The sequence below is a fragment of the Streptomyces sp. BK79 genome, from assembly GCF_044142145.1.
GTDB lineage: Bacteria > Actinomycetota > Actinomycetes > Streptomycetales > Streptomycetaceae > Streptomyces.
The window spans coordinates 181,859-197,746 of record NZ_JBHVOC010000005.1 but is presented as its reverse complement, the minus strand read 5'-3'; the positions used below and the strand labels follow the sequence as shown (position 1 = coordinate 197,746).

At 72.8% G+C, this 15,888-nt stretch carries 17 protein-coding genes and 1 riboswitch; of the genes, 5 read left to right on the top strand and 12 right to left on the bottom strand.

The genetic code is table 11. The features are described 5' to 3' along the window. Positions 1-99 precede the first annotated feature (99 nt). On the top strand, positions 100-1,500 hold the full coding sequence (locus tag ACFIF2_RS08155) for a PP2C family protein-serine/threonine phosphatase (RefSeq protein WP_395571848.1): 1,401 nt from the start codon (positions 100-102) through the stop codon (positions 1,498-1,500). Here ACFIF2_RS08155 and ACFIF2_RS08150 read toward each other — a convergent pair whose 3' ends face one another. The 3 genes from ACFIF2_RS08150 to ACFIF2_RS08140 all read right to left on the bottom strand — a co-directional run bounded on the left by ACFIF2_RS08150 (position 1,501) and on the right by ACFIF2_RS08140 (position 3,372). Continuing rightward, complete coding sequence (locus ACFIF2_RS08150; RefSeq protein WP_395571847.1) at positions 1,501-1,986, bottom strand: MarR family winged helix-turn-helix transcriptional regulator; 486 nt, start codon at positions 1,984-1,986, stop codon at positions 1,501-1,503. It lies immediately after the preceding gene. Between the two features lie 149 nt (positions 1,987-2,135). Beyond that, the gene (locus ACFIF2_RS08145; RefSeq protein WP_395571846.1) at positions 2,136-2,573 is read right to left on the bottom strand and encodes an ATP-binding protein; all 438 of its coding nucleotides are present in this window, start codon (positions 2,571-2,573) and stop codon (positions 2,136-2,138) included. 526 nt (positions 2,574-3,099) lie between these two features. Next, entirely contained in the window at positions 3,100-3,372 is a 273-nt protein-coding gene (locus ACFIF2_RS08140) for a DUF4190 domain-containing protein (RefSeq protein WP_395571845.1), read from the bottom strand. A 217-nt stretch (positions 3,373-3,589) separates the two neighbouring features. Here ACFIF2_RS08140 and ACFIF2_RS08135 point away from each other — a divergent pair, with 217 nt between their 5' ends. From ACFIF2_RS08135 to ACFIF2_RS08125, 3 genes are all read left to right on the top strand, one after another. Then, positions 3,590-3,937: a hypothetical protein gene (locus ACFIF2_RS08135; protein ID WP_395571844.1), complete on the top strand. Its 348-nt coding sequence runs from the start codon at positions 3,590-3,592 to the stop codon at positions 3,935-3,937. A gap of 67 nt (positions 3,938-4,004) precedes the next feature. Next, positions 4,005-4,394, top strand: coding sequence for a hypothetical protein (locus tag ACFIF2_RS08130; protein ID WP_395571843.1), 390 nt, complete (start codon positions 4,005-4,007; stop codon positions 4,392-4,394). Between the two features lie 71 nt (positions 4,395-4,465). Continuing rightward, entirely contained in the window at positions 4,466-5,713 is a 1,248-nt protein-coding gene (locus tag ACFIF2_RS08125) for an amidohydrolase (RefSeq protein ID WP_395571842.1), read from the top strand. 45 nt (positions 5,714-5,758) lie between these two features. Here the strand turns inward: ACFIF2_RS08125 and ACFIF2_RS08120 are convergent, their stop codons facing one another. The 9 genes from ACFIF2_RS08120 to ACFIF2_RS08080 all read right to left on the bottom strand — a co-directional run bounded on the left by ACFIF2_RS08120 (position 5,759) and on the right by ACFIF2_RS08080 (position 15,069). Further along, a complete protein-coding gene (locus tag ACFIF2_RS08120; protein WP_395571841.1) occupies positions 5,759-6,400 on the bottom strand; it encodes a sigma-70 family RNA polymerase sigma factor in 642 nt (213 codons plus the stop codon). A 194-nt stretch (positions 6,401-6,594) separates the two neighbouring features. Then, positions 6,595-7,311: a hypothetical protein gene (locus ACFIF2_RS08115; RefSeq protein ID WP_395571840.1), complete on the bottom strand. Its 717-nt coding sequence runs from the start codon at positions 7,309-7,311 to the stop codon at positions 6,595-6,597. 120 nt (positions 7,312-7,431) lie between these two features. Beyond that, positions 7,432-8,478 (bottom strand): ABC transporter substrate-binding protein, encoded by a 1,047-nt coding sequence (locus ACFIF2_RS08110; RefSeq protein WP_395571839.1) that lies wholly within the window; start codon positions 8,476-8,478, stop codon positions 7,432-7,434. Positions 8,479-8,518: 40 nt separating this feature from the next. Then, entirely contained in the window at positions 8,519-9,292 is a 774-nt protein-coding gene (locus tag ACFIF2_RS08105; RefSeq protein ID WP_395571838.1) for an ABC transporter ATP-binding protein, read from the bottom strand. Next, the gene (locus tag ACFIF2_RS08100; protein ID WP_395571837.1) at positions 9,292-10,395 is read right to left on the bottom strand and encodes a FecCD family ABC transporter permease; all 1,104 of its coding nucleotides are present in this window, start codon (positions 10,393-10,395) and stop codon (positions 9,292-9,294) included. The genes ACFIF2_RS08105 and ACFIF2_RS08100 overlap by 1 nt, the downstream gene beginning before the upstream one ends. Before the next feature lie 121 nt (positions 10,396-10,516). After that, a riboswitch (cobalamin riboswitch) is annotated at positions 10,517-10,596 on the bottom strand. Between the two features lie 119 nt (positions 10,597-10,715). Continuing rightward, entirely contained in the window at positions 10,716-11,738 is a 1,023-nt protein-coding gene (locus ACFIF2_RS08095; protein ID WP_395571836.1) for a hemolysin family protein, read from the bottom strand. Next, a complete protein-coding gene (locus ACFIF2_RS08090) occupies positions 11,735-13,072 on the bottom strand; it encodes a hemolysin family protein (protein ID WP_395571835.1) in 1,338 nt (445 codons plus the stop codon). The genes ACFIF2_RS08095 and ACFIF2_RS08090 overlap by 4 nt, the downstream gene beginning before the upstream one ends. Before the next feature lie 247 nt (positions 13,073-13,319). Continuing rightward, positions 13,320-14,405 (bottom strand): sensor histidine kinase, encoded by a 1,086-nt coding sequence (locus ACFIF2_RS08085; protein WP_395571834.1) that lies wholly within the window; start codon positions 14,403-14,405, stop codon positions 13,320-13,322. Continuing rightward, positions 14,398-15,069 (bottom strand): response regulator transcription factor, encoded by a 672-nt coding sequence (locus tag ACFIF2_RS08080; RefSeq protein WP_395571833.1) that lies wholly within the window; start codon positions 15,067-15,069, stop codon positions 14,398-14,400. Before ACFIF2_RS08080 ends, ACFIF2_RS08085 begins: the two co-directional genes overlap by 8 nt. 86 nt (positions 15,070-15,155) lie before the next feature. On the opposite strand from ACFIF2_RS08080, the gene ACFIF2_RS08075 reads away from it, so the two are divergent. After that, complete coding sequence (locus ACFIF2_RS08075) at positions 15,156-15,878, top strand: M15 family metallopeptidase (protein ID WP_395571832.1); 723 nt, start codon at positions 15,156-15,158, stop codon at positions 15,876-15,878. The last annotated feature ends 10 nt before the right edge of the window (positions 15,879-15,888 follow it).

Genomic DNA, 15,888 nt, shown 5'->3' with positions numbered 1-15,888 from the left:
GCCGTGCGGGAGAGCCGCCGCTGGAGCCCGGCCGACAGCTGACGCTCCCCCTCCACGCGGCAGGGCGGCCCGGCCCCGCCCGCCCGTCCGGACCGCACCGTGCTGGCCGAGGCGCTCGTCGACGCCGACGTGGACGCCGGAGAGGTCCTGCGGCGCCTGGACGAACTACAGGAACTCGTCCGCTTCCACCGGGAGGAGATGCATCACACGAACCAGGGGGTGCTGGCCCTCCACGCCGAACTCGACGCCGCCGCGCTGCGCCAGCGGGAACTGCTGGACGCCGAACGGCAGGCACACGCGCAGGCCGAGAACGCCCGTCGTCTGCTCGCCTTCCTCGTCGACGCCAGTGCCGCCGTCAGCGCGTCGCTGCGTCCCGACGACATCCTGCGGCGCCTGTCCGGCCTCCTCGTACCCGACCACGCCGCGCACGTCGATGCCTGGTTCTTCGACGAGGACCACCAGGGGCGCGGCGGCCGTCCCGCCGTCCCCCGCCCGGCCGCCGCCGTGGCGGCCGCCCGAACCGGCCGTCCCCAGCTCGCCGCCGCTCGTCCCAGCGCCCTGCCCGGCATCGACGACCTTCCGCCCTCGGCCCTGGCCCCGGACACGGCCATCCTCTCCATCCCCCTCACCACGCCGCGGCCGGAAGTGACGGGTGTGCTCACCCTGACCGCGCCGGGACCCGCGTTCGATCCGGACACCTGCATCATGCTGGTCGAACTCGCCCGTCGCGCGGGCGTCGCCCTCGAACACGCCCGCCGCTACGAACAGCACGAGGACACCGCCCGTGCCCTGCAACGCGCGCAGCTCACCGACCTGCCCGCCACACCGGGGCTGCTCCTGGCCGCCCGCTATCTGCCCGCCACCCGCGGGCTGAACATCGGTGGCGACTGGTACGACGCCTTCAGCCAGCCCGACGGCAGCCTCCTCGCCGTCATCGGGGACGTGACCGGCCACGGGCTCGACGCCGCCGTGCTGATGGGCCAACTGCGCACCGCGCTGCGCGCCTACGCCGTCACCGGTGACGGCCCGGCCGGCATCCTCACCCGGATGCACGGCATGCTGCGCCACCAGCAACCCGAGCTGTACGCGACCGCGGCACTGGCCCGGTTCACGCCGGGAGAGCCGGGCATCACCTGGGCGTCGGCCGGGCATCCCCCGCCCCTCGTACGGCTGCCCGACGGCACCGTGCGCGTCCTGGACGCCGCGCCGGGTCCCATGCTCGGGGTGCCCGTGCCGCACCAGTACCGGGAGCACTCCGCGCAGTTGCCGCCCGGTTCGACGCTGGCCCTCTACACCGACGGGCTGGTCGAGCGGCGGACCGAGGGCCTCGACGCCGGCGTGGGCCGCCTCACCCAGGCCCTCAGGTCGCTGAGCGCGGTGGCGCCGGCGCACGATCTGGACGCCGCGGCGGAAGGCCTGCTCAAGCCCTTGCTGCACGAATCGGAACGCGACGACGACGTGTGCCTGCTGCTCTGCCACCCCACCGGCCCGACGCGGTGATCATCCGGGCGGACCGGATCCCCGCGCCGCCAGGAAGGCTCCCATACCGCGGCTCAACGCGATGCGGTCGGCGGGTTCCATCCCGGCCAGCACTGCGGTCAGCGCGTGCGCTCTGCGTCCCGCGACGTCGTCCAGCACTCGATGTCCCTGCACGGTGAGACTGAGCTGCACCTCTCGGCGTTTGCGCGGGTGAAGGGCGCGTTCCAGCAGACCGGCGGCTTCGAGCCGGTCGCACAGGCGACTGGCGGTGGGAAGCCCCACGGCCAGCCGTTCGGCCAGACCGGTGAGATTGAGGTCGGGTGTCGCCTCGAGTGCCCGCAACGCCCGCAACTGGTGCACGGACAGGCGCAGCACCGCCTCCTGAGCGGCCAGCGACCACAGGCTCGTCAGGGACTCGACGGCGTCGGCGATCTCCAGGGCGACGTCCTCGGGAGCATGCCCCGAGCCTTTCACAAGGTCGCCCCCCGAACTGCCGAGACCAGTCACGAATGCATCACTCTCAGTAACCTGTTGTGCGGGCGGATACGGGTTCCCGTTCACACGCTGCTACCCGAAGATTGCGGGGGCAAGCAGCGCCGGGGTCGGCCTGTTCCGGGGAACTTCATGAGTGACCGGTCCCACGGGGAGCCGCGGGGTCAGGAGTCGACGAACCTCGGCCGTCGCCGCAGGCGGGCATGGACGGTCTTGCCCTGCCCGGGCCCCGGAGTGACGGTGACCATGCTGGTGAGGTGGCGGACCATGGGCCATCCGAAGCCGCCGGTGCCGCCGTTGAGGTCGGGGGTCCGTTCCCGCGGGGGTGCGGGGCTGGGATCGCTGACGGCAGCGTGGAGCGCGTCGGCGGTGGCCGTGAGTTCGAGCGTGTACCGGCCCCCGCCGTACCGCAGGGCGTTGGTGGTCAGCTCGGAGACCACCAGGGCGAGGGTCTCCGCCGTCCCGGCGGCCGGCGCGGGGGTCAGCCCGTCGACGAAGGCGCGGGTGACGTCACGAGCGTGAGCGATGCCGGCGGAACTGTCGCCTTCGGCGAGGACGGGAGCCCTGTGGGTGTGGGTACGCGTGATGTCGGTGTCGGTCATGCACTGCCATCCGGTCCTGATCGGTTGTGCTGGTAGGCCCGGCGTCTGCCCACTCGGCAGGGCTTCAACCCGGAGCGACCCCTGGGGAGCACTGGTGAGGTGGGTGTCGCGTGCCGGGGTGCGGTGCCGAGGGTGAGCTCCCGTGCGCCCCCGCAAGCCCTCTCCCGGTCCGCCGGTACCGCGACGCACGGTCATCCGCATGGCGGGTACGAGGGAGCAGGCGTGTGCGGGGCGGGGGGACGGGAGCGACTGTCCGAACGGAGAGGTCCTGCCGGCCGCGCCGGGCACCGAGGAGGTCCGGTGCGAGGAGTGTCGGTACCACTGGGAGCTGGACACCACGGAGCCGAGCCGGCGTGCGGCTGCGGATGACGGGCTGACACGGCCCACGGGGGATCCGCGGGAGAGCGGTCATGGGACCGCCGCGTAGACCGTGTCCCGCCTCGGCCGGGGTCGGGGGCGGCGGACGACCGGCCGGGCCGGAGTTCCGGGCGTCGTCGACCGGCAGCCGGGAACGCCACGGGCTCGGTCAGCCGAAGTGCCAGGTGAAGCTGCCACCGTTGTTGGCGGCGAGCACGAACATCAGGATCATGAGCAGGATGTCGACCACGCCGAGGCCGATGGCCCACTTCGCCATGGTCGAGCCGGTCTGACGCAGTGACACGGCACCGAAGATGATGGCCAGCGGGCCGAGGACGATCGGCAGGAACAGGAGGCCGACGATTCCGCAGACCAGTCCGGCGATGGCCATCCCGTTCGCCCTGCTGGTGTTCCGCGCGCCCGTTCTGCTGTAGCTCGACATGATATCTCCCGGAGAGTCGTGGATCTGCGTGTTGTGGTCCTTCGCTCTCCATCCAGTTGCCCACCGCGGGCAGATCACACCTGCCGGACCAGCTCAAAATCCGGCGTGTGCCTTCCAGTTGGGACGCAAGGGCGGTGAGGGTGGCGGCCGTGGAGCCGGCCACCGGCGGTGACGCCTCGGCCTGAGCGTGCGTGCCTGCGGGGTAGGGTCCTTGCGCATGACCCCGACACCGCCCGCCCCACGCCTGGCCGGCCCCCGCCGGGTCACCCCGCGCCGTCTCGGTGCCGCCGCCGCGGTCTACGGCGTGTTCGTGGCGGGCTGGTACCTGGGGCAGCCCGTCAGCCCCGCATGCCACGTCGATCAGGCGGCCCTCGACCGGATCGCCGAGGAGCGCGGCACCTCCCCCTCCCCCACCCCCACGTTCACCCGTGGCCCTGTCCACGACTCGCTCACCGTCACCGACGTCACGCTGTCCCAGACGTTCACCACCTACGCCGTCTCCTGCACCAACGACACGAGCGAACGCCCCCGCCTTCAGGCGTGGTTGGAGGGCGACTGGCGGTAGACAGGCGGTGCGGCGCGCGGTGGCCGCCGACGCGAGCGCCTGCCCCGCGTCGTGCGACACTCCCGGGATGCCCGCCTGGATGACCCCTCGCCGCCTCGGCGCCGCCACCGCTCTCTACGCCGTGTTCCTGGCCGGCTGGTGGCTGGGCCAGCCCGTGCGCTCCGACGGCTGCCTCGAGGACCGGCCCGTCGCCGGGGCGGACGGTCGCCCCGCACCCGTCGAACCGGCGGACGCCGGCCGGTACCTCGAGAACCTCGACTTCGGTCTCCTCGACCGGGCAGGCGACTGGGCCGACGGCCTGGACGGCCACCGGGACGGCGAGTACGGCCCCGTCGACCACGGGTACGACCTCCGGGGCGGGTCCGAGGCACAGGTCACGTCCGGCCCCGCCCACACTCCGTGCTCCTACACGAAGCGCGCCCGCCTGCTCGCGTGGATCAACGGCGACTGGGGCTGACCGCGTGGTGACATGGACCGTGCCGCTCACCCGTCGATGCCCCGACGCGGCCGAGGAACGGAGACCACACGATGCCCGCAGCAACCACCGCGGCGGAGCTGGCCGCGGTCTACCGCGACCTGCACGCCCATCCCGAACTCGCCTTCCAGGAGACCCGCACCGCGGCGATCGTGGCCGACCGGCTCCGCGCCCTGGGCTACGCGACCACCACCGGGGTCGGCCGGACCGGCGTCGTGGGGATCCTGCGCAACGGCGACGGCCCCACCGCGCTCCTGCGCGCCGACATGGACGCCCTTCCGGTGCGGGAACGCACCGGTCTGCCCTACGCGAGCACGGCCCGTGCGACCGACGGCGACGGCGAGACCGTTCCCGTGATGCATGCCTGCGGCCACGACACGCATGTCACGTGCCTCCTGGGTGCGGCCGCCGAGCTGGCGGCGGACCGGACCGCCTGGCGGGGCACCGCCCTGCTGGTCTTCCAGCCGGCGGAGGAGACCGCCGGCGGCGCCCGGGCCATGGTCGACGACGGCCTCTACGACCGCTTCGGCCGGCCCGACGTGGTCCTGGGGCAGCATGTCGCCCCGGTGCCGGCCGGGCTCCTCGGGCTGCATCCCGGTCCGGCCTTCGCCGCCGCCGACTCCCTGACCGTCGTGCTGCACGGAAAGGGCGGTCACGGGTCACGGCCCGAGACGACCGTCGACCCGGTCCTCATGGCCGCGGCGACGGTGATGCGCCTGCAGGGCATCGTCTCCCGCGAGATCGCCGGCTCCGCCACCGCCGTCGTCACGGTCGGCGCCCTGCATGCCGGCACCCGCGGCAACGTCGTCGCCGACCATGCCGAACTCCGGCTCAGCGTCCGCACCTTCGACGCCCACGTGCGGGACGAGGTCCTGGCCGCCGTCGAACGGATCGTACGGGCCGAAGCGACGGCGTCCGCGGCACCGCGGGAGCCGGACATCACGCTCACCGAGTCCTTCCCCGCCGTGATCAACGACCCGGACGCCTGCACCCGCACCCGGGAGGCGTTCACCGCCGGTCTCGGTCCGGGGCTGGTGGTGGACCCCGGACCCGTCACCGGCAGCGAGGACGTCGGCATCCTCGCCACCGAGGCGGACGCACCCTGCGTGTACTGGCTCCTCGGCGGAGCCGACCCCCAGGCCTTCGCCCCCGCCAAGACGCTGGAGGACGTCGTGCGCATCGCCCACGACTTGCCCTCCAACCACTCCCCGCACTACGCCCCCGTCCTCGAACCCACCCTCACCACCGGCGTCGACGCCCTCGTGTGCGCCGCCCGCGCCTGGATGCCGGTGCGGCCCTGACCGGCGCCGAACCCGCCGGTCGGGAAGCCGGTGACGTGCGCGGCGTCAGGCGGCCGCACCCGAGGGTCCGGCTCGCTCGGCGTCGTCCAGGGACCTCGCCAGGGCCGCGCGGGCCCTGGCGACGCGGGAACGGACCGTACCGACCGGGCAGTCGCTGAGCGCCGCCGCCTCCGCGTAGGGAAGCCCGACCAGTTGGGTGAGGACGAACGCCTCACGCCGCTCGTCGGGCAGCGCGTCCAGCAGCTCGGTCAGGGCGATGCCGTCGTCGAAGCCCGGCAGACCCCGCTCCTGCGCGCGTTCGGCGACGGCCTGCCAGTCGTCGGTGTCGGCGAGGCGGGGCCGGGCGGACGCGTACCGGTGGCTGTCGATCACCGCACGGCGGGCGATGGACAGCAACCAGGTGCGGGCGGAGGAACGGCCCTCGAAGCGGTGCAGGCTGCCGAGGGCCCGCAGGAACGTGTCCTGGGCCAGGTCGTCGGCCGCCTGCGGATCGGCGCCGAGATGGGTGACGAAACGGCGTACGTCGCGGTGGAGGGCGCGGACGAGGTTCTCGACCGCCTCCTGGTCACCACCGCGGGCGGCGAGCGCCCACATGGTCGTCAACTCGTCCGCGTATGTCCTCTCGTCGCGGATCCGCGTGGCGCGTGACGGTCTGTCGCACGGGTCAGGCAGGGCAGGGCTGATCACCTGGTGTCCTTCTCGTAGGTCCCGACGTCCGACGCGCGGACGTGCGGCCACCACGGGGTCCGAGCGCGCGAGACGCGGGGCGGGTCCGGTGGTGGTGCGGGAGTGGCGGGCGCACCCGCGCGGGGCGGCGTACGTCCGTTGCCCGAGCCGTCCGGGCGTCGAGCGCCCGGGGCGGTGTCGGGGAGCCGGCTGTCTCAGACGACAGCGGTCCCCAGGGGCGGACCCCGAGAAGTGATCGCGTACACGAGGAACAGCCGACGCGGCCTGCGCGCCAGGCGGCCACGACGGGCGAGAAGGCGCGGCCGGTGCGGCGGCGCGGGAAGGACCGGACACAGCCGTAAGGGAGCGGCCAGCCAGCCGGCGACGGCGCGCAGGAGACGGAAGGCCGCGCGTTCGCCGTACGCGAGCCACAGGCCGCTGAGCAGCGCGGCCAGCAGGTGGGCGGCCAGCATGCCCGAGGACGACATCCCGCCCATGGTGTGGCCCACGCCCGCCAAGGGCTCCAGGGCCCCCGCCGCGTCCGTGACGGAGGGCGCCTGAGTCATGGAGTGAACGGAGTGCCCCGCATGGCCCAGGTGTTCCGGTGAGGCCATGTGACCCGTGGAAGAGGTGCCGTCAGCCATGCCTCCGACGGAGGCGGACGTGGCCGGCGCCGACAGCTCCTGCGCGTAGGAGAACCACTCGTGCAGTGCGGTCTGTGCGGCCACGACGACCGAGGAGACGAGCAGCGGCCCGCGCTCCCGGCCGGCCAGGCACCACGCCGTGCCACCGGTCACCGCCGTCGCGGGGACGAGCGCCCACCACGGCACCGGGGTCCCCGACATCAGGACGTGCCCCAGGGTGGCGAGCAGCACGCAGAGGGCCGCGAACACCGCGGCCCTCGTCGTGCGCAGACACCACCCGACAGTCATGGCGGCTCATCCTCGCATTCGTGGCTCCGCCCTCATGGGGTGGTACGAGAGCTTCCCGCATCCCCCACTCAGCACTCTCGCGGTGATTCACGTCACAGTAAAGACCAAGAACACGCACGTTCAGGAGCCGAGGCTCCTCAGGTCCGCCGCGAGGGAACTGACGGCCGCCGGGTTGCGGGGGCTCTCGACGAGGTCGGCGTAGTCGAGGACGACGATCCGGTCGTTCTTGACGGCCGAGACGTCGGCGAGCGGCTCGTAGGACATGAGGAACTCCCGCTTCTGTTCGGCGGTGGTGTCCCCGTAGTCGTTGATCACGATGACCTCGGGGTCGCGGGCGACCACCGTCTCCCAGCCGACCGTGGTCCAGCTGTCCTCGAGGTCCTTCATGATGTGGTCGCCGCCCGCCTTGGTGATGATGTCGTGGGGGCCCGCGTAGGCGCCGGACGTGAACGGCTTGTCCTGACCGCTGTCGTAGAGGAACACCCTGGGCCGGTCGCCGCCCTTCGGGGCCTTCGCCCGGGCATCGGCCACCTGCTCGCGGAACGAGGTGATGAGGCTCTCGGCCCGCTCCTCGACGTCGAAGACCTTCCCGAGGTTGCGCAGGTCCGTGTACAGCGCGTCGAGCGGCGGCATCACGCCCCGGGCCTTGCCCCGCCCGTTGCGGCACGACTCGCTGAGCAGATACGAGTCGACGCCCACGCGTCGGAGCGCGGCGGGTGTGAACCCCGACCCTTCGTCGAAGCCGTAGTTCCAGCCCGCGAAGACCAGGTCGGCACGGGCGTCGAGCACCAGCTCCTTGTTGATGCGCTGCTTGGAGAGCCACTTGGTCTCGCGGTAACCGTCCTTCCACGGCACGGCCGTGAGGTCACCCTTGTCGTCGGGCATGACGTATCCCGCCATGTGGTCCGCGAGCCCGAGGGCGAACATGATCTCGGTGATGCCCACGTCGTTGGTGACCACCCGCCGCGGTGCTCGCTCGAACGTCTTCTTCTCGCCGCAGTTCTCGACCGTGACGGGATAGTGGCCGCCGGACGCCTCCGCGCCGTCCGTCTTCCCCGTCCCCTCCCCCTTCCCCTCCCCCGACGAGACGTCCGCCCCGCAGCCGGTGACGGCGAGGACCAGGGCGAGGGCGAGGGCGAGGGCGGCGGGGCGTGCGCGGTGCGGCATGGTGGCGGTGGCTCCTTCGGATACGGACGGTGGGGGCGGTCTACCGGGAGGCGAGTCGGTCGAACAGCAGCTGCACCGCACCGGTCTCGGGGTGGGGGACACGGTGGGCCCGGACCCCGAAGACGTCGGCGAGCAGTGAGGGCGTCAGTACGTCGTGGGGGGCGCCGGACGCGACGATCCGTCCGCCGTCGATGACGTGGAGGACGTCGCAGTGCAGCGCGGCGAGGTTGAGGTCGTGCAGCGCGGCGAGCACGGTCAGCCCGCTGGCGCGGACGAGGGCCAGGACTTCGAGTTGCTGGGCGATGTCCAGGTGGTTGGTGGGTTCGTCGAGCACCAGGATCCGGGGTTGCTGGGCGAGCGCGCGGGCGATCAGGACGCGTTGCTTCTCACCGCCGGAGAGGGTGAGGAAGCCGCGGTCGGCCAGGTGGCCGGCGCCGACTGCTTCCAGCGCGGCGGCGCAGGTACGCCGGTCCTCGTCGGTGTCCCGGGCCACCGCCCCCTGGTGCGGCAGCCGGCCCATGGCCACGACCTCGGCCACCGTGAAGTCGAACTCCGCGGCCGCTTCCTGCGGCAGGGCCGCGAGACGGCGTGCGCTGTCGCGCGCGCTCATGGCCCGCAGGTCGTCACCGCCGAGCCGCACGGCACCGGACGTGGGGCGCAGGGCCCGGTAGACGCACCGCAACACGGTCGACTTCCCGCTGCCGTTGGGCCCGACGAGTCCCACGAACTGACCGCTGCCCGCCCCCAGGGTGACGTCCTCCACCACCCGCGCACCGGAGATCTCCACGGTGAGCCCGTCGGTCTCGACCCGCATCACACGCCTCCGAAGGTGTAGGTACGGCGGCGCATGAGCAGCACGAAGCAGGGCACGCCGATCGCGGCCGTCAGGACGCCCAGCGGCAGTTCGGCCGGGGCGAGCACCACGCGCGACAGGATGTCGACCCAGATCAGCAGCACGGCGCCGGCGGGCGGGGCGACGGCCAGCAGACGACGGTGGTCCGCGCCCACCAGCATCCGGGCGGCGTGCGGGACCATCAGGCCCACGAAACCGATCGCCCCGCTGACCGCGACCACCGCGCCGGTGACGGCGGCGGTCGTCAGGAAGAGTTCCTTGCGCAGCCGTCCGGGGTCCACGCCCAGCGCGGCGGCGGTCTCGTCGCCCATCGCCAGGGCGTTCAGGCGCCGGGCCGACCAGCCGAGGTGGAGGAGGCCGGCCAGCACCGCGCCGGCGGCGATCGGAACGGACGACCAGCTCGCGCCGCCCAGGCTGCCCAGCAGCCACATCATCGCGGACCGGGCCGCTTCGCCGTGCTCGGCGGCGAACACCATGAACGTGGTCACGGCCGAGAAGCCGTAGTACATCGCGGTACCGGTCAGCACCAGCCGCAGCGGTGTCAGACCGCGCGGGGTGCGGGCGATCGCGTACACGAGCAGCATGGCCGCGAGCGCGGAGACGAACGCCGCCGTGGACAGCGCCCAGATGCCCAGTGCGCCCAACGCGCCGAAGATGAGCACGGCGTTGGCGCCGACGGCCGCACCGGAGGAGATGCCGAGAACGAACGGGTCGGCGAGCGCGTTGCGGACCATGGCCTGGACGGCGACGCCCACGGCGGCCAGTCCCGCGCCGACGACGGCGGCCAGCACCGCGCGCGGGAAGCGGAGTTCCCAGACGATGAGGTAGGAGGGGACCTCGTCCGGGTCTATGGAGCCACCGGTCAGTCCTGCCCAGAGGTAGTGGAGCACCTCGCTCCACGCGATGCCCGACGCCCCGATGCCCGCTCCGCAGGCGAGGGAGACGGGAAGGGCGGCGCACAGGCCGGTCACGAGCCAGGGCAACGGGACGCGGCCGGCCGGCGGCGGTCCGCCGCCGGTGCCGCGGCGCCGCACGGCGGGTGTTCGTTCGCGGAGCGTGGCCACAGGCGGATCGCTTTCGCCTCGGGCCGTGCGCCTGCGTGTTCGAAGGAGCGGGCCCGGGCGCTGGGCCCCGTGCGCAGCACCTCTCGCAGTCCACGGCGATTGACAGGAGCTTCACCACCGTGGGTAATCGGGCTCGCGGAATCCTGTGCGGGATGCCGCCTACCGTTGCGGGTCAGCGCCGGACTTCGACCGGACTTCCCCCACGAGGCTCCTGCAGCTTAGCGCCTCCTCCGCGCCTCCCCCGCGTGGGGAGGGACGGGTTCGCGCCACCGCGGGGGGATCGTGCTCGGCGGGTGTCGGCCGCGCGCGGGGTGAGGTGCCTACACCGTCCGGGGCCGGAGGTAGCGGGCGAGGAGGTCGTCGAGGCTCACCGTGCCGGTGAGGGCGCCGGTGTCGTCGCGGACCACCGCGACGGTGGCCCGGCGCCGGCGCAGCGTCTCGATCGCTTCGGCCACCGTGGTCTGCTCGGCGAGTTCGGGCACGGGCCGTGCCAGGGCGCGGGCGCTGGTGGCGCGGCCCCGGGCGCGGGCGACCAGGACGTCCCGCGCGTGCACCGAACCGAGCACTTCCCCGTCCGCCGCACGGACCAGGAGCCGGGTGCGGTCGCTTTCGGCGGCCCGGGCGAGGATCTGGTCCGCGTCGGCGTCGGCGTGGACCGCGGTGATGTCGGCGGCCGGGACGCGCAGGTCGCGTACCGGGGTCTCCGGCTCGGTCAGTGAGCGGGTGAGCAGGTCGGAGTCGGTCTCGCTGATCAGACCGAGCCGTTCGGACTCCTCCACCAGGTGGGTGAGCTGCTCGCGGTTGTGGACGGAGGCCAGTTCGTCGCGCGGGGTGACCCGGCACAGCCCGACCAGGGCGTTGCTGAGGGCGTCGAGGACCCTGATGAGCGGGCGTACCGCCTTCACGACGGCCCTGAACGGCGGGGAGAGGAGCATCGCGGAGCGCTCCGGGTGGGCGATGGCCCAGGACTTGGGTGCCATCTCGCCGAGGACCATGTGCAGGAACACGACCACGATCATCGCCACCGCGAAGGCGATGCCGTAGCTGAGCGCGGTGGGCAGGCCGAGCCGGTGCAGCAGGGGATCCAGTTCGTGGGAGATCGCGGGCTTGGAGACCGAGCCGAGCCCCAGGGTGCACACGGTGATGCCGAGCTGGGCGCCGGCCAGCATCAGCGACAGTTCGCGCATGCCGGCCAGTGCCGCCCTGGCACCGCGCCGGCCGTCGGCGACGGCCTTCTCCACGCGGTGCCGTTTGGCGGCGACCAGCGCGAACTCGGCGGCGACGAAGAACCCGCTGCCGATGAGCAGCAGGACGGTGACGGACAACGCCATCGGGAAGCTCATGCCTGCGCCTGCGCCTTCTCGGTCGTCCGCTCGATGCGGACCCGTTCGGGTACGTGCCGGTCGAGGGTGCGTACGTCGATCAGCACCTCGTCGCCGTCGGGAAGGGCGACCGTGAGGTGGTCGCCGACGGCCGGGAAGCGGCCGAGCCGGTCGACGACCAGTCCGGCCACGGTGTCGTAGTCCTCGTCCTCGGGCAGCTCGATGCCGGTGACCTCGGCCACCTCGTCGAGCCGGCGCCCGGCGTCCACCAGCCAGCCGTCGCCGTCCGCGACCGCGACCTCGGTGACCTCGTCCGACTCGTCGGCGATGTCGCCCACGAGTTCCTCGGCGACGTCCTCGTAGGTGACCACGCCCGCCACACCGCCGTGCTCGTCGAGGACGACGGCGAACTCGTCGTCGCGCTCCCGCATCCGCTCCACGGCATCCGGCAGCGGCAGGGTGTCCGGCAGCAGCAGCGGCACCCGGGCCGCGGCACCGGCCGTGGTGGAGGCGAGCAGGCCGGCGGGCAGCCCCATCAGCTCCCGTACGCCCAGCACCCCCGCGACGTCGTCCGGGTGGTCGCCGAGCACCGGGTAGTTCGAGTGGCCGTGCCTGCCGATCAGTTCGATGGCCTCGGCCGCGGTGGCGCCCTCGCGGACGAAGACCGCGTCGACGCGCGGCACCATCACCTCGTGCAGCGTCCGCTCGGAGAACTCCAGGGCGTGGTCGATCAACTCGGCGGTGCCGCGCGGCAGCTGCCCCTGCTCGTGGGACTCACCGATGAGGTGGCCCAGCTCCTCCAGGGTGGCTCCGTGGTGCAGTTCCTCGACCGGCTCGATACCGGCCTTGCGCAGCAGCCCGTTCGCCGCGCCGTCGAAGACGCGGACCACGGGGCCGACGACCCTCAGGTAGGCCAGCGTGGATGTCGCCAGTGATTTCGCCAGCCGTTCCGGGACGGCGATGGCGAGGTTCTTGGGGGCCAGCTCGCCCAGCACCATCTGTACGGCCGTGGCCAGGACGAAGGCGAGCACGACGGAGATGCCGGTGACCGCGCCGTCGGGGATGCCGAGGCCGGACAGGACCGGCCTCAGCAGTGCGGAGACGGACGGCTCGGCGATGAAACCGACGACCAGACCGGTCACCGTGATGCCGAGCTGGGCGCCCGAGAGCATGAAGGACAGCCGGGCCAGCACCTTCAGCGCACGGGCGGCCCCGCGGTCCCCGGCTTCGGCTTCCCGCGCGAGGGCGAGCCGGTCGGCGGAGACGTACGCGAACTCCTGGGCGACGAAGTAGCCGGTGCCCGCGGTCAGTACGAACACGGCCAGCACGCCCAGCCAGGCTTCCACGGCACTCATCCGGCACCACCCCACCACTCGCCGTGCTCGGAAACTGCCGGGCGGGACGGCTGGGCACCGGGCCCCGGAGGGACCGTCGATCTGGCGGACAAGCGATGACTCCTCGGCTGGACGGCGCGGGCGCAAGAACGATTCTGGCCGAAACCGGGTTCCCGTGCCGCCGCCCCGCACGCGCGGTCACCCGGTCATCGCGAACCGGCGAGCAGTTCCCACGTGCGGCGCCGGTCGGCGTCGCCCGCGAGGTCCGTCATGGTGAACACGCGGCGGGCAGTTCCACGGTGACGCTCAGGCCGCCGGCGGGACGCGGGGTGAGGGTGAGTGTTCCGTCGTGTGCGTGGGTGATGCTCCTGACGATCGCCAGGCCGAGACCGACGCCCGCGTGGCCGGTGTGGACGCGCTCGGTGCCTCGCCGGAACGGTTCGGTGAGGGTCGCCGCCAGTTCCGGGGCGATCCGGTCGCCGGTGTTCTCGACCGTGAGCGTCACGGTCCTGGGGCCGGCCCGGGTGGTCACCCACACGTTTCCCCGTTCCGGCAGGTTGTGGACGACGGCGTTGTGCACGAGGTTCGTGGTCAGTTGCAGCAGGAGCGCCGGCGATCCGATCGTGGGAGCGACGTCGCCGTCGGTCTCGAGGGTGACGCCCTGTCCCTCGGCGAGGGGGAGAAGTGTTTCGGCGGCTTCCTCCGCCATGAGGGACAGGTCGACGTGTTCCCGGGTGAAGGACTGCCGGTCGGCGCGGCTGAGCAGGAGCAGTGCCTCGGTGAGGTCGATGGCCCGGGTGTTGACGGCGTGCAGGCGGTCGATGAGCGGGTCGGTGGCGCGGCCCGGGTCGGCGCGGGCCACGTCGAGCAGCGACTTCGAGACCGACAGCGGGGTGCGTAGCTCGTGCGAGGCGTTGGCCGCGAACCTCTGCTGTTCGGCGACGTGCGCCTCGAGCCGCGCGAGCATCATGTCGAAGGCGTCGGCGAGTTCGCGGAACTCGTCCTGACGGCCCGGCAGCCGGATCCGGTGGGAGAGCGATCCGTTCGCGGCCGTGCGGGTGGCGTGCGTGATGAGGTTGAGCGGGGCGAGCATGCGGCCGGCGAGGAACCATCCGCCCAGGAGGCCGAAGACGAGGAGGAACCCCATGACGGCGGCTGCCATCGGGGCGAATCCGAGCACGAAGGTGGTGCCGGGGGTGGCCCGCCACGCCCCCTCCGGGTTGGTCCGCAGCCATCCCTGCCGCAGGAGGAACACTCCGATGGCGGCGAGCAGCAGGGCGCCCGCGAGCATGAGGAATCCGGCGTAGCTGAGGGTGAGCTTGAGGCGCGCGCTCAGCCCGGGTCGCCTATCCACGGTCCCTGCCCTCGATGCGGTAGCCGACGCCCGGCACGGTGGCGATGATCCACGGTTCGCCGAGGCGTTTGCGCAGTGCCGAGACGGTGATGCGCACGGCGTTGGTGAACGGGTCGGCGTTCTCGTCCCACGCGCGTTCCAGCAGCTCTTCGGCGCTGACGACACCGCCTTCCGCGGCGACGAGCACGTCGAGCACCGCGAACTGCTTACGGGTGAGCGCCACGTAGCGGCCGTCCCGGTAGACCTCGCGGCGGAACGGATCGACGCGCAGGCCCGCGATCTCGCGCACGGGGGGTCTGGTGTGCGCGCGCCTGCGGTCGAGTGCCCTGAGCCTGAGCACCAGCTCCCGCATCTCGAAGGGCTTGGTGAGGTAGTCGTCGGCGCCGAGACCGAACCCGGAGGCCTTGTCGTCGAGGCGGTCGGCCGCGGTGAGCATGAGGATCGGCATGCCGCTGCCGGAGGCGACGATGCGTTCGGCGACCTCGTCACCGGAGGGGCCGGGGATGTCGCGGTCGAGGACGGCGATGTCGTAGGTGTTGACGCCCAGCAGTCCCAGCGCGGTGTCACCGTCGCCCGCGATGTCGGCCGCGATCGCCTCCAGCCGCAGGCCGTCGCGGATGGCCTCCGCCATGAAGGGTTCGTCCTCGACGATCAGCACACGCATGCCGTCATGCTAGGAGTCGGCGCATATCGCCGGCGTATCGGAAAGCGCATACGCGCCGGCAACACCATGCTGCCTTGACTGGCTCCATGCATCGGCCCGCATCCACCACACGATCAACCACCCACCGGACGCGCCGGCTCCTCGCCGCCGCCCTGACAGCCGTCACGGCGGTCCTCGTCACGGCCTGCGACTCCCACGCGCAGAAGCCCTCGGGCTCCCGGTCGTCCGCCGATTCCGCCCGCTCCTCCCCGCCCTCGCCGTCCTCCCCGTCCTCGCCGTCCTCCTCGGACGCACCGCCCTCGCGGCCACTGGGCCCCGACCACGGGGGCGAGCCGCGCGAGGCCACCGGTGGCCTCGGCGAGGCCGACGGTGTCGTCCCCGACGGCGTGACCGTCTTCGACGACGCGGTACCAGCGGTGGCCGAACTCGACGAGGACCTCCTCGACGCCCTCCGCCGGGCCGCGACGGCCGCGGCGGACGACCACGTCGCGTTCCACGTCAACAGCGGCTGGCGTTCCCGGGCGTACCAGGACCTGCTCCGTCGGGAGGCGGTCGCCGAGTACGGGTCCGAGGAAGAGGCCGCTCGCTGGGTGGCCACCGCCGAGACGTCTCCTCACGTGTCGGGGGACGCGGTCGACCTCGGGCCGTCCGATGCGACGGCCTGGCTGTCCCGGCACGGCGCCGAGTACGGGCTGTGCCAGATCTACCGCAACGAGCCCTGGCACTACGAACTGCGCCCCGAAGCGGCCGACGACGGCTGCCCGACCATGTACGCCGAGCCCACCCAGGACCCGAGGATGCAGCAGTGAACGGCAGCGA